At 72.0% G+C, this 19,368-nt stretch carries 19 protein-coding genes; 13 read left to right on the forward strand and 6 right to left on the reverse strand.

The features are described from left to right. Positions 1 to 136: 136 nt before the first annotated feature. Both ACGF5O_RS35935 and ACGF5O_RS35940 read left to right on the forward strand, forming a co-directional pair. On the forward strand, positions 137 to 1,015 hold the full coding sequence (locus tag ACGF5O_RS35935; RefSeq protein WP_362596399.1) for an alpha/beta fold hydrolase: 879 nt from the start codon (positions 137 to 139) through the stop codon (positions 1,013 to 1,015). Further along, the gene (locus ACGF5O_RS35940; protein ID WP_393814094.1) at positions 1,016 to 1,786 is read left to right on the forward strand and encodes a TetR/AcrR family transcriptional regulator; all 771 of its coding nucleotides are present in this window, start codon (positions 1,016 to 1,018) and stop codon (positions 1,784 to 1,786) included. A 57-nt stretch (positions 1,787 to 1,843) separates the two neighbouring features. Here ACGF5O_RS35940 and ACGF5O_RS35945 read toward each other — a convergent pair whose 3' ends face one another. Beyond that, a complete protein-coding gene (locus ACGF5O_RS35945) occupies positions 1,844 to 3,442 on the reverse strand; it encodes an FAD-binding protein (RefSeq protein ID WP_393814095.1) in 1,599 nt (532 codons plus the stop codon). Positions 3,443 to 3,839: 397 nt separating this feature from the next. Between ACGF5O_RS35945 and ACGF5O_RS35950 the strand changes: the two genes are divergently transcribed. The 5 genes from ACGF5O_RS35950 to ACGF5O_RS35970 all read left to right on the forward strand — a co-directional run bounded on the left by ACGF5O_RS35950 (position 3,840) and on the right by ACGF5O_RS35970 (position 8,083). Beyond that, positions 3,840 to 4,742, forward strand: a complete 903-nt coding sequence (locus tag ACGF5O_RS35950) for a 2-keto-4-pentenoate hydratase (protein WP_393814096.1) — start codon at positions 3,840 to 3,842, stop codon at positions 4,740 to 4,742. Continuing rightward, on the forward strand, positions 4,739 to 5,692 hold the full coding sequence (locus ACGF5O_RS35955) for an acetaldehyde dehydrogenase (acetylating) (protein WP_393814097.1): 954 nt from the start codon (positions 4,739 to 4,741) through the stop codon (positions 5,690 to 5,692). The genes ACGF5O_RS35950 and ACGF5O_RS35955 overlap by 4 nt, the downstream gene beginning before the upstream one ends. Further along, the gene (gene dmpG, locus ACGF5O_RS35960) at positions 5,689 to 6,699 is read left to right on the forward strand and encodes a 4-hydroxy-2-oxovalerate aldolase (protein ID WP_393814098.1); all 1,011 of its coding nucleotides are present in this window, start codon (positions 5,689 to 5,691) and stop codon (positions 6,697 to 6,699) included. Before ACGF5O_RS35955 ends, dmpG begins: the two co-directional genes overlap by 4 nt. A gap of 257 nt (positions 6,700 to 6,956) precedes the next feature. Further along, positions 6,957 to 7,715, forward strand: coding sequence for an IclR family transcriptional regulator (locus tag ACGF5O_RS35965; RefSeq protein WP_393814183.1), 759 nt, complete (start codon positions 6,957 to 6,959; stop codon positions 7,713 to 7,715). A gap of 50 nt (positions 7,716 to 7,765) precedes the next feature. Beyond that, a complete protein-coding gene (locus ACGF5O_RS35970) occupies positions 7,766 to 8,083 on the forward strand; it encodes a hypothetical protein (RefSeq protein ID WP_393814099.1) in 318 nt (105 codons plus the stop codon). 51 nt (positions 8,084 to 8,134) lie between these two features. Here the strand turns inward: ACGF5O_RS35970 and ACGF5O_RS35975 are convergent, their stop codons facing one another. The 3 genes from ACGF5O_RS35975 to ACGF5O_RS35985 form a co-directional block, all read right to left on the reverse strand. Next, positions 8,135 to 8,338: a cold-shock protein gene (locus tag ACGF5O_RS35975; protein ID WP_393814100.1), complete on the reverse strand. Its 204-nt coding sequence runs from the start codon at positions 8,336 to 8,338 to the stop codon at positions 8,135 to 8,137. Positions 8,339 to 8,502: 164 nt separating this feature from the next. After that, positions 8,503 to 9,273, reverse strand: coding sequence for an SDR family NAD(P)-dependent oxidoreductase (locus ACGF5O_RS35980; protein WP_393814101.1), 771 nt, complete (start codon positions 9,271 to 9,273; stop codon positions 8,503 to 8,505). 3 nt (positions 9,274 to 9,276) lie between these two features. Beyond that, positions 9,277 to 10,806 (reverse strand): long-chain fatty acid--CoA ligase, encoded by a 1,530-nt coding sequence (locus ACGF5O_RS35985; protein ID WP_393814102.1) that lies wholly within the window; start codon positions 10,804 to 10,806, stop codon positions 9,277 to 9,279. 224 nt (positions 10,807 to 11,030) lie between these two features. On the opposite strand from ACGF5O_RS35985, the gene ACGF5O_RS35990 reads away from it, so the two are divergent. From ACGF5O_RS35990 to ACGF5O_RS36000, 3 genes are all read left to right on the forward strand, one after another. After that, positions 11,031 to 11,858, forward strand: coding sequence for an enoyl-CoA hydratase/isomerase family protein (locus tag ACGF5O_RS35990; RefSeq protein ID WP_393814103.1), 828 nt, complete (start codon positions 11,031 to 11,033; stop codon positions 11,856 to 11,858). Between the two features lie 116 nt (positions 11,859 to 11,974). Then, positions 11,975 to 13,030 carry a 2,3-butanediol dehydrogenase gene (locus tag ACGF5O_RS35995; RefSeq protein WP_393814104.1) on the forward strand — a complete coding sequence of 352 codons (1,056 nt, stop codon included), beginning with the start codon at positions 11,975 to 11,977 and terminating at the stop codon, positions 13,028 to 13,030. Then, positions 13,027 to 14,190, forward strand: a complete 1,164-nt coding sequence (locus ACGF5O_RS36000) for an acyl-CoA dehydrogenase family protein (protein ID WP_393814105.1) — start codon at positions 13,027 to 13,029, stop codon at positions 14,188 to 14,190. Before ACGF5O_RS35995 ends, ACGF5O_RS36000 begins: the two co-directional genes overlap by 4 nt. A gap of 46 nt (positions 14,191 to 14,236) precedes the next feature. Here the strand turns inward: ACGF5O_RS36000 and ACGF5O_RS36005 are convergent, their stop codons facing one another. After that, positions 14,237 to 14,944 carry a TetR/AcrR family transcriptional regulator gene (locus tag ACGF5O_RS36005; RefSeq protein WP_393814106.1) on the reverse strand — a complete coding sequence of 236 codons (708 nt, stop codon included), beginning with the start codon at positions 14,942 to 14,944 and terminating at the stop codon, positions 14,237 to 14,239. Between the two features lie 190 nt (positions 14,945 to 15,134). Between ACGF5O_RS36005 and ACGF5O_RS36010 the strand changes: the two genes are divergently transcribed. Further along, positions 15,135 to 17,120 (forward strand): pyruvate dehydrogenase complex E1 component subunit beta, encoded by a 1,986-nt coding sequence (locus tag ACGF5O_RS36010; protein WP_393814107.1) that lies wholly within the window; start codon positions 15,135 to 15,137, stop codon positions 17,118 to 17,120. Positions 17,121 to 17,276: 156 nt separating this feature from the next. Here the strand turns inward: ACGF5O_RS36010 and ACGF5O_RS36015 are convergent, their stop codons facing one another. Beyond that, positions 17,277 to 18,323 (reverse strand): cyclase family protein, encoded by a 1,047-nt coding sequence (locus ACGF5O_RS36015; RefSeq protein WP_393814108.1) that lies wholly within the window; start codon positions 18,321 to 18,323, stop codon positions 17,277 to 17,279. A gap of 165 nt (positions 18,324 to 18,488) precedes the next feature. Between ACGF5O_RS36015 and ACGF5O_RS36020 the strand changes: the two genes are divergently transcribed. Then, positions 18,489 to 18,887 (forward strand): nuclear transport factor 2 family protein, encoded by a 399-nt coding sequence (locus tag ACGF5O_RS36020; protein WP_393814109.1) that lies wholly within the window; start codon positions 18,489 to 18,491, stop codon positions 18,885 to 18,887. A gap of 52 nt (positions 18,888 to 18,939) precedes the next feature. Then, positions 18,940 to 19,332, forward strand: a complete 393-nt coding sequence (locus ACGF5O_RS36025) for a nuclear transport factor 2 family protein (RefSeq protein ID WP_393814110.1) — start codon at positions 18,940 to 18,942, stop codon at positions 19,330 to 19,332. Positions 19,333 to 19,368: the final 36 nt, after the last annotated feature.

Here is a 19,368-nt window from a genome sequence, read left to right on the forward strand (position 1 = left end):
TCCCAGGCGGCCCGTCGGACCCCCGGTATCGGTACGTCCGCGACGGTAGAAGGCCGGGCCGCACCCCCGCCGGGACCGTCCCACTGATCGGGAGCCGTACGGCGACGGCCGCCGCGCGGGTGCCACGGTGACCGTCATGACACTGAGCACACCCAGCACACTCGACTACGCGGACACCCTGCGCGAACTGCCCACCGACGACGGTGTCCTGCGCTACCACGAGGCCGGCGAAGGGCCGCCCCTGCTGATGCTGCACGGCTCGGGTCCCGGGGTGACCGGCTGGCGCAACTACCGGGGCAACCTGCCCGTGTTCGCCCGGCACTTCCGCTGCCTGGCGCTGGAGTTCCCCGGCTTCGGGGTGAGCGACCCGACCGCCGAGAACCCGATGGCCGCCGCACCCAAGGCCGTCCTGCGCTTCCTGGAAGGGCTCGGCCTCGACCGCGTCGACGTCATCGGCAACTCGATGGGCGGGTTCGTCGCCGTGGGGCTCGCGGTGGCCCACAAGGACCTGTTCCGCAGGGTCGTGACCATCGGCGGGGTCGGCCGCAACCTCCTCTCCCCGGGCCCCAGCGAAGGGCTCAACCTCCTGGTGGAGTTCGCGGAGAACCCCACTCGCGACAACCTCGTCCAGTGGCTGCGCTCGATGGTCCACGACCCCGCCCTGCTCACCGAGGAACTGATCGAGGAACGCTGGGCGACCGCCACCGAACCGGCGACCCTGGAGGCGTCCCGCCGGATCTACGGCCGGCAGGCGATGGCCGCGATGCAGGCCGCGCAGTCCCAGTCGGACCAGCCGATCTGGGCCATGCTCCACAAGGTCGCCGCGCCCACGCTGCTGACCTGGGGCCGCGACGACCGGGTCACCCCGCTGGAGAGCGCGCTGCTGCCGATGCGGACCATCCCCAAGGCCGAGCTGCACGTGCTCCCCGACTGTGGGCACTGGGCGATGATCGAGCAGAAGGCGGCCTGGGAGAGCGCGGTGCTGGCCTTCCTGACCCGCCCGGAGGCCGGCTGAGTGCCCGGCGTGGGGGCGTCCGGCGACCCGGCGATGGACGACCTGGAGACGGGCGACCCGGCGATGGGCGACTGGGCGATGGGCGACCTGGAGACGGGCGACCCAGAGACGTGCGACTCCGCGATCGACGACTCCGCGAGCGGTGACCCCGTGATGGACGACCGGGTGGGGCCGGTCAGGCCCCGCCGGCCCGCCGCGCCGACGTCGAGCCGGCAGTCCGACCGCCGCATCCGCATCCTGCGCGCCGCCTCCGACCTCGGCACGCGCGAGGGGCTGGCCGCCGTGCAGATGCACGACGTGGCCAAGGAGGCCGGGGTCGCGATCGCCACGCTGTACCGCTACTTCCCGTCCAAGCCGTATCTCTTCCTGTCGGTTCTCGAGTGGCACATCGAGCAGTTCCTGGGCGGCCGCGACGGCGGTCCCGTCTCCGACCGGGCCGCGGATCCCGTGACCGAGGTCGCCGACACGCTCGTCGCGCTGAGCGGCAAGCTGCTGGACAGCCGGCTGCTCGCCTCGGCGGTGGCGCTGTCGTCGTTCACCGAGTACGCGAGCGCCGCCCGCAGCCGCATCGACATCGTGGAGGGCGCGCTGGGACAACGGCTGCTGCGGCTGCTCGGTGACCGGGCGGACGCGCGGACCGGGCGCAGCCGGGTGCGGCTGCTCGTCTACGACTGGTGGGGGGTGTTCGTGGCCATGCTGACCCGGGAGATCTCCACCGCGCAGGGCGAGGCGGACCTGCGGCTGGCCGCGCGGCTGATCGCCGGGTCCTGAACCACGCGAAGGTGCCCGGGACACCCCGTGCCCCGGGCACCCGTCCGCCTCCCGGTGTCAGTCCGCCGCCCCGGCCATGTCCAGGACCGCCAGGTACCCGAACGCGAGACTCGACCCGATCGGGGTGCCGGCACCGGGATAGACCCGGCCCGACATCGCGGCCGCGGTGTTGCCCGTCGCGTACAGGCCGTCGATCGGGGAGCCGTCCGGCCGCAGCACGCGCGCGTGCGTGTCGATCCGCAGCCCGCCCTTGGTGCCGATGTCGGACGGCACGATGGTCGCCGCGTAGAACGGCGCCCGGTCGAGGGGCGGCAGCAGGGGGTTCGGCCACTCCGGCGACGGCCCGGCGGGGAAGTTCTGCCGGGGGTCGGCCGGGAACCCGACGACGTGCCGGAACATCTGGTCCCAGGGCGTCTCGCCCCGGTGGAAGCTCTCGTCGACGCCGGTGGCCGCGTACCCGTTGAACTCCTTGACCGTGCGGTCCAGGGCGTCGAAGGGGACGTCGATCAGCCGTGCCAGTTCCTCCAGGGTGTCGGCCTTGCGCAGCGCGCCCGACTTCAGCCACTCCTCGACGGGCGGCGTGGCGGGCGGCCAGCCGATGCCGTCCCGGTCCAGCTGGCGCTGGTCGAACACCCAGTGGCAGGGGATGTGCCGTACGCCGCCGGCCCCGTGCCGGCGGAAGATCTCGTGCCCGGCCTGGTCGTAGGGGGACGTCTCGTTGACGAAGCGCTCGCCCGCGCCGTTGACCCAGATGCCGCCCCGGGTCCCGGTGTGGAAGATCGGCAGGCCGTCCGGGTGGACCAGCCCCGGCACGAACCAGGCCTCGTCGAGCAGGTCGGTGTCGGCGCCGACGGCGATGCCGGCCCGCAGGGCGTCACCGGTGTTCGCCGGGGCGCCGTCGGACCACTCCCCGGTGAGCGGGGACTGGTGCGCCTCGCGCAGCTCGCGGTCGCGCTCGAAGCCGCCGGCGGCCAGCAGCACGCCCCGGGCGGCCCGGATCCGGACCCGCTCGCCGTCGCGCACGGCCTCGATGCCGACGACCCTGCCGTCCTCGACGACCAGGCTCTCCAGCGCGGTGTTCAGCCGCAGTTCACCGCGGCCGGTCTCCAGGAACGCCGACAGGGCGCGGCCGATCAGCGCCCGCCCGCCGCTGAGCAGCGGGCCCTCGTCGAAGCCGAACCGCTCCGTGGGCAGCGAGTCACGCACCAGCGCCCGGCGCTCGCCGAGCTCCGCGACCTCGACCGGCGGCGGGAAGACGGTGTGCCCCGTGGGCGACGACCCCGGGCTCGCCGCGTAGTAGTCCGGCACCGGCCCGTGCACGAAGGACTGGAACCAGGTGTTCTGCTCCAGCTCGTCGATCAGCCGGCGCCCGGCCGCCAGGTACGCGTCCTGCAGCCCCTCCCGGGACGGGTCGTCGACGACCGCGCGCAGATACGACCGCGCCTCCTCGACGTCGTCCCCGAGTCCGGCCCGGCCCAGCGGCGCCGAGCCCGGGAACCACAGGCCCGCGCCGGAGTACGCGACCGTGCCGCCGACCCGGTCGGTCTTCTCGACGACGAGCGTGCGCAGGCCGCGCGCCGCCGCCACGTACGCCCCGACCAGACCGCCGCCCGACCCCACGACGATGACGTCGTAGGCATCTTCGTTGATGCTCATCCGAACCTCCTGATGGGTGCCGAACTCGTTGGTGGGGGGGAACCGCGCCGACGGGTGGGGACCGTGCGCGTGGCGGGGGACCGCGGGGCGAGGCCGGAACGAGGGCGCCCTCGTACGGCCATGGAGGAGCGACGGGCCCGCGGCGGCCGGCCGCCAGGACGCCCCACGGTCCCGCGGACGACGGTAATGAGACAGCGTGAGGTCACTCCCGCGCCATCTCGCTCACCGAGACCCCGCCCGCCGGCCTCCTTCTTCCGGCTGCCCTCTTCCGGTCTCGTTCTCCCGGCCTCGGACCCTGCTCCCGGTCCCCGCCCCGGAGTCCCGGTGAGCGGAAAGTCCCCGGCGGTCCCGTGGCGCGTCGGCACAGGCTGGAGGCCGGAACGAGTCGAGGACGGCGATGACAGACGTGTGGGAACCGACGGCGGTCGCGGACCGTGAGACAGCCGTGGCCGAGGCGGCCGCGCGCCTCGCCCGGGCGGCGAGCGACCGCAGACCCTGTGCACCGGTCCGGGATCTGCTCGGTCCGGACGACATCGGCCTCGCGTACGCCGTCCAGCGGCGCGTCGTCGGTGCCCGGATCGCGGCCGGCGCCCGCGTCGTCGGCCGCAAGATCGGGCTGACCTCCCCGTCCGTGCAGCGTCAGGTGGGCGTCGACCGGCCCGACTTCGGCGTCCTGCTGGACGACATGGACGTCACCGCGCTGCCGGCCGTCCCCAGCGGCCGGCTGCTCCAGCCGAGGGCCGAGGCGGAGATCGCGTTCGTGCTCGCCGCCGACCTGGACACCGACGACCTGGACCTGCCACGGGTCCGCTCGGCGGTCGGGTACGCCGTGGCCGCGCTGGAGATCGTGGACAGCCGGGTGGCCGGCTGGGACATCGCGATCACGGACACGGTCGCCGACAACGCCTCCAGCGGACTCTTCGTGCTCGGGCAACGGGCCGTCGGCCTCGACGAGTTCGAGCCGAGGGACGTGACCATGCGGCTGCACGCCGACGGGAAGCTCGCCTCCGAGGGCGACGGCACCGCCTGCCTGGGCGATCCGCTCGCCGCCCTGCTGTGGCTGGCGCGCACCGCCCGGGAGTTCGGCGATCCGCTGCGCGCCGGGCAGGTGGTGCTCTCCGGTGCCCTCGGCCCGCTCGTCCCCACACCGCCGGGCACGACCGTACGGGCCGAGATGTCCGGCCTGGGCTCGGTGACCGCGGCCTTCACGCCCCAGGAGCCCTCCGAAGCCCCGGAAGCCCCTGAAACCTCCGAAGCCCCGGAAGTCCCCGAAGCCCACGAAGCCAAGGAACACGGATGACGAAGACCAAGGTGGCCGTAATCGGCTCCGGCAACATCGGCACCGACCTGATGATCAAGGTGCTGCGCCTCTCCGACACCCTGGAGATGGCCGCGCTGGTGGGCATCGACCCGGAGTCGGACGGCCTGGCGCGCGCCGCCCGGCTGAAGGTGCCCGTCACGCACGAGGGAGTGGACGGCCTGATCCGCATGGCCGGCTTCGACGACATCGGCATCGTCTTCGACGCCACCTCGGCCAGGGCCCACGTCGAGAACGCCAAGAAGCTGGCCCCGTACGGCAAACGCCTGATCGACCTCACCCCGGCCGCCCTCGGCCCGTACGTCGTACCGCCGGTCAACCTGGACGAGCACCTCGCCAACGACGTGGCGAACCTCAACCTCGTCACCTGCGGCGGCCAGGCGACCATCCCGATCGTCCACGCGGTCAGCCGCGTCACGCCCGTGCCCTACGCCGAGATCGTCGCCTCCATCGCCTCCAGGTCGGCCGGGCCCGGCACCCGGGCCAACATCGACGAGTTCACCGAGACCACGGCCGGCGCCATCGAGAAGGTGGGCGGTGCCCGCCGGGGCAAGGCGATCATCGTCCTCAACCCGGCCGAACCGCCGCTGATCATGCGGGACACGGTGTACTGCCTGACCGGCGACGCCGACCCCGACGCGATCCGTGCCTCCGTCGAGGAGATGGTGGCCGCGGTCGCCGAGTACGTGCCCGGCTACCGCCTCAAGCAGCAGGTCCAGTTCACGCCGGTCGCGGACGACGACCCGGTGCACACCCTGCTGCCCGAGGGCACCGCAGGGCGGCCGACCACCAAGGTCACCGTCTTCCTGGAGGTCGAGGGCGCCGCGCACTACCTGCCCGCCTACGCCGGCAACCTCGACATCATGACCTCGGCCGCCCTGCGCGTCGCCGAACGCATCGCCCACCGCACGACTTCCGAGGTGACCGAGTGACCCGCAGGCTCTACGTCCAGGACGTCACCCTCCGGGACGGCATGCACGCCGTCCGGCACCGCATCACCCCCGAGTTCGTGTCCAGGATCTCCGCCGCCCTCGACCGGGCCGGGGTGGACGCCATCGAGGTCGCCCACGGCGACGGACTGGCCGGCGGCAGCCTCAACTACGGTCCCGGCAGCAACACCGACTGGGAGTGGATCGAGGCGGCGGCCGACGCCGTCGAGAACGCCGTCCTGACCTCCCTCCTGCTGCCCGGCATCGGCACCGTCGCCGAACTCGAGCGCGCCTACGCCCTGGGCGTCCGCTCGGTACGCATCGCCACCCACTGCACGGAGGCGGACGTCGCGGCCCAGCACATCTCCACCGCACGGGAGTTGGGCATGGACGTCGCGGGCTTCCTGATGATGGCCCACATGGCGCCCCCGCACGTCCTCGCCGAGCAGGCCAGGCTGATGGAGTCCTACGGCGCGCACTGCGTCTACGTCACCGACTCCGGCGGCCGGCTCACCATGGACGGCGTCCGCGACCGGATCCGCGCCTACCGGGACGTACTCGACCCGCAGACCCAGATCGGCATCCACGCCCACGAGAACCTCTCCCTCTCGGTCGCCAACTCCGTGGTGGCGGTGGAGGAGGGCGTCACCCGGGTCGACGCGTCCCTGGCCGGACAGGGCGCCGGCGCCGGCAACTGCCCGATCGAGCCGTTCGTCGCCGTCGCCAACCTGTACGGCTGGAAGCACGGCTGCGACCTGCACGCCCTCCAGGACGCCGCCGAGGACCTCGTACGACCGCTGCAGGACCGTCCGGTGCGCGTCGACCGGGAGACCCTCACCCTCGGCTACGCCGGTGCCTACTCCAGCTTCCTGCGGCACGCCGAGGCCGCCGCCGAACGGTACGGCCTCGACGCCCGCACCATCCTGGAGGAGGTCGGCCGGCGCGGGCTGGTCGGCGGGCAGGAGGACATGATCGTGGACATCGCACTGGACCTCACCCGGCACGGCTGACGTCCGACGGCACGCGACCGCTCTCCGGGAACACCTTTCCGGAGAGCGGTACGTTTTTCCCCGCGCAGTAAAATAGACCAAACGCTCCAATGAATCGGTGCACGACTCTTTCTCCGTGGCCGAGGGCATTGATAACTTGACGTCGGCGCCGAACTAGAATTGATTTCAGTTTGAGCAGAGAGGCACCGACGATGACGTCTGCCCTTCGCCTGAGCTCGCGTTCCGCCGAGGCCGACGGTCCCGCGCTGCCTCCGTCGATGATGGAGCGGGTCACGCTGATCATGGACCTCTTCGAACGTCCCCAGACCCATCTGACGCTCGAAGCGGTGTCCCGTCGGACCCAGCTGCCCCGGTCGACCACGCACCGGATTCTCGACCAGCTGGTCCGGCTGGACTGGCTGCGGCACACGGTGGCCGGCTACACGCTGGGGTCGCGCGCGCTCGGCCTGGGAGGCCGCGAGATCGGCCACAGCGCGCTGCGCTCCGCCGCCGCGCCGCACCTGCTGGACCTGGCGGTCAGGACCAGGATGGTCGTCCACCTGGCCGTGCTCGACGGACCGGAGATCTACTACCTGGACAAGGTGGGGGGCCGGGCGGCGGTGGACATCCCCTCGAAGGTCGGCGGCCGGGCGGTCGCGCACTGCACCGGCCTCGGCAAGGCCATGCTCGCCTGGTTGACCCCGGAGGAGATCGACGCGCGCTGCGCGCCGGTGATGGAGCCCCGCACCGCGCACAGCATCGGCCGCCTCGACCAGCTGCACCGCGAACTCGGCCTGGTGCGGCGCCGCAACGGACTGGCGATCGACCGGGGCGAGTGCTTCCCCGACCTCGGGTGCGTCGGCCTCGCGCTGCGCGGCCCCGAGGGCCCGGTCGGGGCGATATCGGTGGTCGGGGACGGCCGCTCCCCGCTGGAGCTCGTGGCCCCGCTGGTGGTCGACGCGGTCCGGGCGGTGTCCGACGAACTCTTCGCGACCGCGCGCGGGGCGGAAGCCGGGGTTGACCTCAAGTCCGGTTGAGTTTCTACGCTGGGCCGTGCCGATGCCGACCCGCCGGAGAGGAAACGACCATGAGGACGCTGGTGCTCGGAAGGACGCCCGCCAGGGTGACGGCGGTGCTCGCCACACTGCACGCGGACGGCTTCGACGCGGAGGGGGTGAGCACCGACGAGGAGGCCCTGAAGCTCCTGGAGACCGAGGAGTTCGGAGTGCTGATCATCGGCGGGGGCGTGGGACCCGGCTCCCGCGCGACGATCAAGGAGTTCGCGGCGGGACACCGGGTACGGCACGTGATCGACGGCGCGCTGTCGGAGCCGTTCGACGTCTACGTGCGCCGGGAGTTCGAGCCGCGGATCCGCAGGGCCGCCGCCGGGACGGACGGCCCCTGACCATCGGGACCACCGGTACCCGACCGCCCGGCGGACCTGCGGAGTCACCGACTAGAGCGACCTGACCTGCTGCGCCTGCGGGCCCTTGGTGCCCTGCCCGATCTCGAACTCGACACGCTGCCCCTCGTCCAGGCTCCGGTAGCCGCTGCCCTGGACCTCCGAGTAGTGCACGAACACGTCAGGGCCGCCGCCGTCCTGCTCGATGAACCCGAACCCCTTCTCCGCGTTGAACCATTTGACGCTGCCCTGAGCCATGCCTGTTTCCCTTGTCTCATCGCCACGACACCGAATCGTCGCGGACCGCGACCATTCATCCCCTCGTGTCGAGACGGGAAACCTCCGTGGGCCGGAACCACCCGGATGGCGGGAATCCGTCGACGGCCGGAGCGTGCGCGCCGGCCGTCGGCCGGGCGGCCGGTTCACCAGGCCGTCCAGCCCCCGTCCACGGTGAGGGTGGTGCCGGTGACGAAGCGGGCGGCGTCCGAGGCGAGGAAGACCGCGGCGCCGCCCAGTTCCGTGGCGTCGCCGACCCGGCCCAGCGGGGTCCCGCGGACGATCCGCTCGCCCCAGCGGCTGTCCAGCAGGCCGGAGCTGAGGTCGGTGTGGAAGTAGCCGGGGGCCAGGGTGTTGACCCGGACCCCGCGGTCGGCCCACTCCACGGCCAGCGCCCGGGTCAGGGCCTCGACCCCGCCCTTGCTCGCGGCGTAGGCGGCGATGCGCTCGAAGCCGGTGGCGGCGTGCACGGACGAGACGTTGACGATCGATCCGGAGCGCTGCTCCAGCATCACCTGGCCGGCCTCGCGGCAGCAGTAGAAGGTGCCGGCCAGGTTCACGTCGACGACCTGCCGCCAGTCCTCGTCGGTGACCTTCTCGCTGCGGGTGAAGTGCGGGCTGATCCCGGCACAGTTGACCAGCACGTCAAGGCGGCCCGTCCGTTCGGTGACGCGCTCGACCGTCTCGCGCACGGCGGCGGAGTCGGCGACCGATCCGGGCAGCGCCAGCACCTTGCCGCCGTGGGCGGTGAGTTCGGACTCCAGGGTGTCGAGATCGGAGGCGGTGCGCGCGGTCACGGCGACGGTGGCGCCGGCCTGGGAGAGGGCGACGGCGATGGCCCGGCCCAGCCCCTTCCCGGCGCCCGTGACCCACGCGGTCCTGCCGTCCAGGCGCAGTTCGGTGTTGACGTCGGCCATGGCTCAGCCCTCCGCGGGGACGTCGCGCAGGGTCCGCTTGAGGACCTTGCCCGAGGGGGTACGGGGCAGTTCGGCGACGAAGTCGAAGCGGGCCGGCACCTTGAACCTCGCCAGCCGGGCCCGGCAGAACTCCCGGAGTTCCTCGGCCCCTGCCTTCGCGTCCGGCCGCAGCACCACGAACGCGCGCGGGACCTCGCCCCAGCGGGGATGCGTCAGGCCGACCACGGCCGCCTCCAGGACCGCCGGGTGTTCGTACAGCACCCGTTCCACCTCGGGCGTGGCGATGTTCTCGCCACCGGAGACGATCATGTCCTTCTTGCGGTCGTCGATGTAGAGGAAGCCGTCCTCGTCGAGGTGACCGATGTCCCCGGTGTGGAACCAGCCGTCCCGCAGGGCGGCGGCGGTGGCCTGCTCGTCCCGCCAGTAACCGGCGAACACCTTCGGGCCGCGCAGGGTGATCTCGCCGAGTTCGCCCGCCGGCGCCTCCTTGCCCTCGTCGTCGACGATCCGGACCCGGGTGTGCGGCACCGGGCGGCCCACCGAGCCCAGTTTCGACAGCGCGTGCTCACGGTCGAGGAAGGTGTCGCCGGAGACCGTCTCGGTCAGCCCGTAGGCGTCGGCGTACCAGGCGTTGGGGAACGCGGTCATGATGCGGCGCAGCACCGGCTCGGGGGTCTTCTCGCCGCCGCCCAGGACGAAGCGGACCGAGGTGGTGTCGTAGCCGTCGCGGCCGGGGACCTCCAGGACGGCGTTGACCATGGCGGGCGCCAGCCACAGGTTGGTGACGCGGTGCCTCGGGATCGCCTCCAGGACCCCCACCGGGTCGAACCTGCGCTGGAGCACCACGGCACCGCCCGCGTAGAGGGTCGCGAGGCCGGGCATGTCGAGACCGCCCACGTGGTAGAGCGGGCCGCACACCAGGGTGGTGTCGGCCGCGGTGAGCCCGAAGTGCACGATGTGCGCGAGGTTCTTGGCCTGCAGGTTCCCGTAGGTGATGCGCACGCCCTTGGGCCGTGAGGTGGTGCCGGAGGTGTACATCAGGCGCTGCAGGTCCTCGGTGCCGACGTCCACCGGATCCACGCGGGCCCCCCGGTGGCCGTCGAGCAGCGCCTCGTACCCCCGCCAGGACCCCTCGGGCGTGCCGCCGACCAGGATCCGGTGCTCCAGGTCCGTCAGGCAGCCGGCACTGCGTTCCATCGCCGGCACGAACTCCGGCTCGGCGATGACGGCCCTGGCCTGGGCGTGGCCCAGGATGTACTGCCACTCCTCCTCCGAGAGCCGGTAGTTGAGCGGCAGGAACACGGCGCCGATCCGGCTCGCCGCGTAGACCAGCTCCAGGAACTCCGGCCGGTTGTAGAGGAGCAGGGCGACGACGTCGCCGCGCCCGATGCCCAGTTCGGTCAGCCCGGCGGCCAACTGGTTGACACGTTCGTGCAGCTGACGAACCGTCAGCGCCCGATCCTCCTGTGCGACCGCCACGGCGTCGGGCCGCTGGGTCAGGTGGTAGTCGAGGATGCTCGCGAAATTGTGCACGGCTCACTCTCACTGTGTGGTGTTCGACGACGACCGCGGCCGCCCCGGCGCAAGGGCAACCCGGATCCCGACCGGTCGGTTGCCCGCACCGAAGATTTAGTGTACCCCTTGGTCTATAAAACTTGTTTCCGCACTTTACGACGGCATGAAGGCCTCGACAAGCGCTCTCGCGCCTGCCGCTGCCGAAGCCGCCGGAATGTGCCGGAGCCGACGAGGAGGTGCCCGTGCCACGCATCCGCTTCGACCTCGACGGGCCGGTCGTCACGGTCCGCCTGGACAATCCGCCGATGAACGCCTTCGACTCCGCCCAGCGGGCGGAGCTCTCCGCCTGCGTCCGCGAACTCGCCGACGCCCCCGGCGTGCGGGCCGTGGTGCTCTACGGCGGAGAGCGGCTGTTCGCGGCCGGCGCGGACGTCAAGGCACTGGCCGCGATGGGCCCCGAGGAGGTGCGGGGCTGGAACCGCGCCCTGCAGCGGACCTTCGACGAGGTCGCTCGGCTGCCGATGCCGGTCGTCGCCGCCCTCACCGGCTACGCCCTCGGCGGGGGCCTCGAACTGGCCCTCGCCGCCGACTACCGGGTGGCGGCCGACGACGCGCTCCTCGGCCAGCCCGAGGTTCAGCTCGGCATCATGCCGGGCTCGGGCGGCACCCAGCGCCTCACCCGCCTCATCGGCCCGTCCCGCGCGAAGAACCTCCTGATGACCGGCCGCCGCGTGGGCGCAGAGGAGGCGCTGCGCCTCGGCCTCGTGGACGAGGTGGTCCCGCCCGCCCGCGTCCTCGACACCGCGCTCGCCTACGCCCGCCGCCTCGCCGAGGGCCCGGCCGCGGCCCTGGAAGCGATCAAGGAGGCGGTCGACCACGGCGCCGACACGAGCCTGTCCACCGGCCTCGCCCTCGAACGCGCCCTGTTCACCGCCGTGTTCGGCACCACGGACGCCGCCACCGGCATCCAGTCCTTCCTCCGGCACGGCCCAGGGCGGGCCCGCTTCGGAGACACGGCACAGGAGCGCCCCAGAGGGGATGCGGGGCACGACGGCAGAGCTGCGCTGTAACGCCCCCAAGGGGCGCTGGGGGTCCCCCGGCCGAAGGCTGGGGGAGGACCTGCGCGACCAGCCACGACGGCGCCGCAGCCGAACGACAACGCACGACGACACGAAAGGGGTGCCCCATGAAGGCACTGCGCTGGCACGGCGCACAGGACCTCCGCCTCGAAGAGGTCCCCGACCCTCCCGAGCCCGCCCCGCACGAAGCGGTCGTGGAGGTCTCCTGGTGCGGAGTCTGCGGCACCGACCTGCACGAGTTCCTCGAAGGCCCGCACATGATCCGCACCGGCCCGCACCCGCTCACCGGCGCCGAGCCGCCCCTCGCCCTCGGCCACGAACTGAGCGGCACCGTCGTCGCGCTCGGCACCGAGGTCCCCGGCATCGCGGTCGGAGACCGGGTCACCGCCGACCCCGTCTGGCGCTGCGGAGTCTGTTTCTGGTGCGCGCGCGGCGAGTACCACATCTGCCCCACCAGCGGCTCCGTCGGCCTCGCCTCGCCCGGCGGCTTCGCCGACCGCGTCACCGTGCCGATCGCCGGCCTGACCCGGCTGCCCGACAACGTCACCGACGAGATGGCGGCGGTCGCCGAACCGCTCGCCGTCGGCCTGCACGCGGTGACCCGCGCCGCAGTGCGGCCCGGCGAAAACGTCCTGGTCGTCGGCGGCGGCCCCATCGGCGTCGCCGTGGTCCTCGCGGCCCGGATCGCCGGCGCGGCTGGCCTCTATGTGAGCGAGCCCCTCAAGGAGCGCCGCGAGATGCTGCTCGGCCTCGGAGTCACCGAGGCGTTCGACCCGACGGAGACCGACGTGCGCCGCGAGGTGTTCCTGCGCACCGGACGGATCGGCCCGGACGCCGTCATCGACGCGACCGGCGTGCCCCGGCTCGCCGCCCAGGCCGTCGCCACCGTACGGCGCGGCGGCCGGGTCGTGCTCGCCGGAGTCGGCCACGGCAGCGTCGAGTTCGACATGGGACAACTCGTCTTCTACGAGCGTTCCGTGCTCGGCACGCTCGGCTACAACTTCGACATTCCCCGCGTGATCGACCTGATGAGCACCGGGCGCCTGGACGCCTCGGCGCTGGTCACCGGACGCTTCCCGCTCTCCGCGGGAGCCGGGGTCTTCGCGGACCTGGCCGCAGACCGGGCCCGCCACCTCAAGGTTCTGCTGACCCCGAAGGGATGACCGACATGGATTTCGACCTGCCCGAGGAGACTCTCGCCCTCAAGGAGATGGTCCGTGAGTTCGCGGCCAAGGAGATCACGCCGCACGCGGCCCAGTGGTCGGAGAACGAGGAGTTCCCGACCCAGGTCTTCACCAAACTCGGCGAACTCGGCCTGATGGGCATGCTGGTGCCCGAGGAGTACGGAGGCGCCGGCTCCGACATGGTCACCTACGTCGCGGTGATGGAGGAACTAGGCGCCGCCGACCAGTCGGTGGCCTCCTCCTGGAACGCCCACTCGACCATCGCCACGCTGCCGCTGCTCGCCTACGGCACCGAGGAGCAGAAGCACCGCTGGCTGGCCCCGCTCGCGGCCGGCGAGGCCATCGGCGCCTTCGGCCTCACCGAGCCGGAGGCCGGCTCCGACGCGGCCGGCATCGCCACCACCGCCCGCCGGACGGACGGCGGCTGGGTGATCAACGGCACCAAGATGTTCATCACCAACGCCGGCACCGACATCAGCCAGGGCGTCACCATCCTCGCCGTGACCGGCCGCGGCGACGAGGGACGCAAGCGGTACGCGACCTTCTACGTCCCGACCGGCACCCCCGGCTACACCGTCGGCCACAAGCTGAAGAAGCTCGGCTGGCACGCCATGGACACCCGCGAACTGGTCTTCGACGGCTGCTTCGTCCCCGACGACCACCTCATCGGCGAGGAGGGCGGCGGCCTGCGGCAGTTCCTCTCCGTCCTCGACAAGGGCCGGATCAGCGTCGCCGCGCTCGGCCTGTCCCTGGCGAAGGCGGCGCTCGGCCTCGCGGTCAAGCACGCCACCGAACGGCACCAGTTCGGGCGTCCGCTGTCGGACTTCCAGGCCGTCGGGCACAAGATCGCCGACATGGGCACCGAGGTGGAGGCCGCCCGCTGCCTGGTCTACCGGGCCGCCTGGCTCGCCGACCAGGGGCGCCCGCACAGCACCGCGTCCGCCATGGCCAAGCTCTACGCCTCCGAGGTCGCCAACCGGGCCGCCTCCCAGGCCGTGCAGATCCACGGCGGCTACGGCTATGTCCGGGAGTCGGAGATCTCCCGCTTCTACGCCGACGCCAAGATCCTGGAGATCGGCGAGGGCACCAACGAGATCCAGCGCAATGTCATCGCCAGGGCGCTGGTCGCCGAGGCGTGAGCGGGTTCCCGCGGTGTGCGTCGGTACACCGCGGGACCGTCGTCCGTCAGCCGGCGGCGGGCACCTGCTCCCACTCGGCCTCCGGGTCGAGCGGAAGGCCGGGACGCTCGCGCTTGAACGCCTCGGCCTGCTCCTCGACCCGCGGCAGGGCGTGGTCCGGCGCGCCGAACCCGCGGAACAGGGTCGCGCAGTACTCCCGGGACAGGAACGGCGCGTCCCACTGCCCCTCCGGCCGCACCCATTGGTAGGTGTGGTTGTGCAGGTTCAGGAACTGCAGGGTGGCGAGCCGCGGCGAGGTCTGCCGGAAGACGCCCTGTTCCATCGCCTCCGAGAGCAGCCCGGAGATCAGCTCCTCGAAGTCGGAGCGCTGCCCCAGCAGGGTCTTCAGCTCGTCACCGCTGAGACTGCGGTAGTCGTGCTCGTAGACCCAGATGTGGTCGAGCCGCCGGAAGATGATCGTCAGCAGCGACTCCGAGAGCAGCCGCAGCCGCAGCAGGGGCTCCTCGTCCAGATCCGCGATCTGGCGGGCGCGGGCGAGCAGCGGCCCCATCACCCGGGACTGGATCTCGACCAGCAGGTTCTCCTTGGAGCCGATGTAGTAGTACAGCGCTCCCTTGGCGAGCCCGACCGCGCGACCCAGGTCGTTGATGGAGGTCGCCGCGTACCCCTGCTGTGCGAACAGCGAGGCCGCGATGTCGATGATCTTCTGGCGTCTGACCTCGAAACCCGGTCCATGGCCCGGCGGACGTGGCATGGATTCCTCTCCCCGCGTGATGTGACGACGTGTCGATTGAAACAGGCTCCCGGGCCCGCGTCGAACAGCCTTCGGCACATCCGGGGGAAGCGGACTCAAGGGCGTCGTTCCAGTTTGCTAGACCAAACGGTACATTAAAACACGGAATACAGACGGCCCGGCCGTCTGCGTGAGCATTGCGAGGACGCGCATGACGCAGGTACCGCAGCACACCGGCTCCGCTCCGGCGGACGACCTCCTGGAAATGTACCGCCGTATGCGGCGCATCCGGCGCTTCGAGGAACGGGCGTCCGAACTGTACAAGGCGACGGAGATACCCGGCTTCCTGCATCTGTCCATCGGACAGGAGGCGAGCGCCGTCGGCGCCTGCTGGCCGCTCACCGAGCGCGACGGCATCACCTCCACCCACCGCGGCCACGGCCACGTCCTGGCCAAGGGCCTGGACGCCGCGCCGATGATGGCCGAGCTGATGGGCAAGGACGCCGGCACCAACCGGGGCCGCGGCGGCTCGATGCACATCGCCGACCCCGGCCTCGGCATCTACGGCGCCAACGGCATCGTCGGCGCCGGACTGCCGATCGCCGGGGGAGTGGCCACGGCCGCCAAGCTGCGCGGCCGGGGCGACGTCGTGGTGGCGTTCTTCGGGGACGGCGCGGTCGCCCAGGGCATGTTCCACGAGGCCGTCAACCTGGCCGCCGTATGGGACCTGCCGGTCGTCTTCCTCTGCGAGAACAACCACTACTCCGAGTTCTCGCCCGCCGCCGAACAGCACCGCGCCACCCTCGCCGCCCGCGCCGCCGGCTACGGCATCGGCTACGAGCACGTCGACGGCAACGACGTGCTCGCGGTGAAGACGCTCATGACGGACGTGGTGGCACGGCTGCGGACGGGCGGCGGCCCGGTCCTGGTGGAGGCCGAGACCTACCGCTGGCACGGCCACTACGAGGGCGACCCCGAGCGCTACCGCCCGGCCGAGGAGGTCGCGGCCGCCAAGGAGCGCGACCCCCTGGTCATCGCCCGCCGGCACCTGGCGGCGGCCGGGGTGGCGACGGCCCTCGTGGACGCCGTGGACGAGGAGATCGGCAAGGAGATCGAGGCGGCCGTGGAGTGGGCCCGGAGCCTGCCCGAGCCGGCCCCCGAGACGCTGTACGACTTCGTCTCCGCCCCGCGCCCCGCCGTACCGGAGCCCGCCCCCGCCCAGGGGGAGATTTTCCGCACGATGGACGCCGTACGCCTCGCCCTGGAGCACGAACTCACCGCCGACCCGGACGTGTTCGTCGCCGGCATCGACGTCGGCGCGGGCGGCAACGTCTTCGGGCTCACCCGGGGTCTGGCCCAGGCCTTCCCGGGCCGGGTGCGCGACACCCCGATCAGCGAGAGCGCGATCCTCGGCACGGCGGTGGGGGCGGCCATGGCCGGCATGAAGCCGGTCGTGGAGGTCATGTACATGGACTTCATCGGCGTCTGCCTTGACATGCTGCTCAACCAGGCCGCCAAGCTGCGCTTCATGACCGGCGGCCGGGCCGCCATGCCCCTCGTGGTGCGCACCCAGTTCGGCGCGGGCCGCTCCTCCGGCAGCCAGCACTCCCAGTCCCTGGAGGCGCTGCTCGCGCACATCCCCGGCCTGACCGTGGTGATGCCCGCCAACCCGGCCGACACCTACGGCCTGCTGCGGGCCGCCATCCAGGACCCCAACCCGGTGGTCTTCGTGGAGAACCGCCTCCAGTACGGCTTCAAGGGCCCCCGCCCGCCGGCCGACCACCTGGTCCCGCTGGGCCGGGCCAAGGTCGTCAGGGAGGGCACCGACATCACCCTGGTCTCCTGGTCGCGGATGGTCCAGGACTCCCTGGCCGCAGCCGAACTCCTCGCCGCCGAGGGCGTGAGCGTCGAGGTGGTCGACCTGCGCACGATCGCCCCGCTGGACCGCGAGACCGTCCTCGCCTCCCTCGCCAAGACCAACCGGCTGGTCATCGCCCACGAGGCGGTACGGGACTTCGGCGTCGGCGCGGAACTGGCGGCACTCGCCGTCGACGAGGGCTTCTGGCACCTGGACGCGCCCGTCACGCGGGTCGCCCCGCCGCCGATGCCGGCCCCCTACACGCCCGCGCTGGAACGGCTCTGGCTGCCCTCGCGCGACACCATCGCCGACACGCTGCGGCGGATCGCGGCGGTGTGACCCACGGGCCGCACGACGCATGACGAAGGGGTGCCCCCGGGACCGGATCCCGGGGGCACCCCTTCGTCATGGTGTGTGCTGCGTGGTGTCCGCCGCCGGCCCGACTTCGTCGGCAGGACAAGGGAGGGCCGACGGCGGTCCGGCCGTGACCGTGGATCAGACGGTCGCGACCGGAGTCAGCGGACTGCCCTGGGTGCCGGGCAGGTTCAGCGGGGGAGCGGTCAGCAGGAAGCGGCTGCGGTTGTGCTCGCGCAGCCAGGCCGCCAGGTCGTGCAGGTACCACAGCTCGCCGAGCGGGACGCCCAGCTTGAACAGGCACAGGTGGTGGATGGGGAGCAGGGTGTGGCGGCCCTGGGCCTGGGTGACACCCACGCCCTCGACCGCGTAGTTGTCGGAGATCAGCGCCGACATCTGCGAGTCGGCGATCCACTTGAGGATGTCCGGGTCGTCCGCGTCGAGGTAGGCGGCGGTCTGGTGGATCGCCACCGGGTCCGGGTCCTTGTTCCAGGCGAGCACCTGGGTGGCGAAACCGGTGTGCAGCAGCACCATGTCGCCGGGCTCCACGGTCACGTTGTCCGCGGCCATGATCTCCTGGAGCTGCTTGTAGCCGACGGCCTGGTAGCCGGTGCCCAGGTGGTGCGCGATGTCGATGAGCACGCCCCGGCCCTGGACGCCGTGCTCCGCCATCTTCTCCAGGCCGAGGTGGCGGGCGAAGCTGACGCTTCCGCTGCCGTCGCCCTTGGCGTCCTCCCGCGGCCCCACCAGATCGGTGCCGGGGCGGAAGCCGTTGTAGTAGACCGGCTCGGCCTCGCCGTCTCCGTCCGCGTCGAACTCGGCGCCCTGGTGGGCGAGGGAGTCCCACTGGGTCGAGTACTGCAGCCAGAGGGTCACCACGTCGTCGGACCAGACGTCGATGAGGGACGGGTCGATCTGGTCGCGCGCGACGACGTTGTAGAAGACGTCCTGGTTGTGCGCGAGGTCTTCGGTGGGCTTCAGGATCGGCGGGTAACGCCGCTGGTTGAGGGCGGTCCCGCCCGGATAGTCCAGCGGCAGGCTCAGGCTGAAGGTGACCCCGTGCTCCACCTCGCGCACACCCTGGAGCACCTTCTCGGCGGTCAGCAGGTTGATGCGCCCGAGTTCGTCGTCCTCGCCGAAATCGCCCCACGTCGATCCCGGCGGCCGCTGCTTCCAACGCTTCGTCACGATAAAACGCCTCCTTAGACGACGGTCCCCGTCGACGGTCGTGGCCGCATGCTATTTCTAATGTACCGAGTGGTCAACTAGTGCGACGGCTTGGAATTTGGGCTTCATATTGCCCGCAAGGATCAATAGACTGACTGGTCGAAACGACTAGCACTTGGAGAGGCAATGAGCGAATCCACACCGGCGTGGGTCGCGGCCGGGGTCCGTGCCGTGATCGGCGCGCACACCCAGGCCCAGGACACCGGCCGCACCGACGACATCGTCGCGCTGTACGCGCCCGACGGGATCCTGGAGCTGCCGGGCATGGACCCGGTGCGGGGGCACGACGCCCTGCGCGAGGCCTTCAAGGGCTGGGCTCCCACGCAGCCGCAGCTGCACCTGGTGGGCAACACCGTCGTCACCGCCTCCGGGCCCGACGAGGCGACCGCGTCCAGCGACGTGGTCTTCCACCTGCGGGGCGAGTCGGGCTGGGCGCCGCAGGTCGTCGGCCACTACGAGGACACCCTGCGGCACGTCGACGGCACCTGGCTGATCCAGCGGCGCGTGACCGTCTTCCAGGCGTAGTCCGCGTCCCCGTCCACTCCCACCCTTCGCCCCTGCTGAGAGAAGAAGACACATGACCATCTCCGCCGAAGAAGCCCTGGCGGGTGTGCAGTCCGTCATCGCGGCCTATGCGCACGCCATCGACGCGGGCGACGCCGGCAGCGTCGCCGACCTGTTCACGGAGGACGGCGTCTCCGAGATCGCCGGCCAGGGCACCTTCCAGGGCCGTGCGGCGATCCGCGAGGCCTACGGAGCCTTCAAGCCGCAGGCCCCGCAGCTGCACCTCGTCGGCAACACCGTCCTCACCTCGCCCCCCGGAGAGGAGGTGACGGCCGGCAGCAACCTGGTGTTCTACGCACGCGGCGAGCAGGGCTGGGCCGTCCAGCTCGTCGGGTCCTACGAGGACACGGTGGTCCTCGTGGACGGGGCGTGGAAGTTCCGCAAGCGGGTCACGTCCTTCCAGTAGCCGGGCACGACGACCAGGCAGCGCCGAGCGCCCGTG

This window comes from Streptomyces sp. NPDC048291 (assembly GCF_043201715.1).
Lineage (GTDB): Bacteria > Actinomycetota > Actinomycetes > Streptomycetales > Streptomycetaceae > Streptomyces.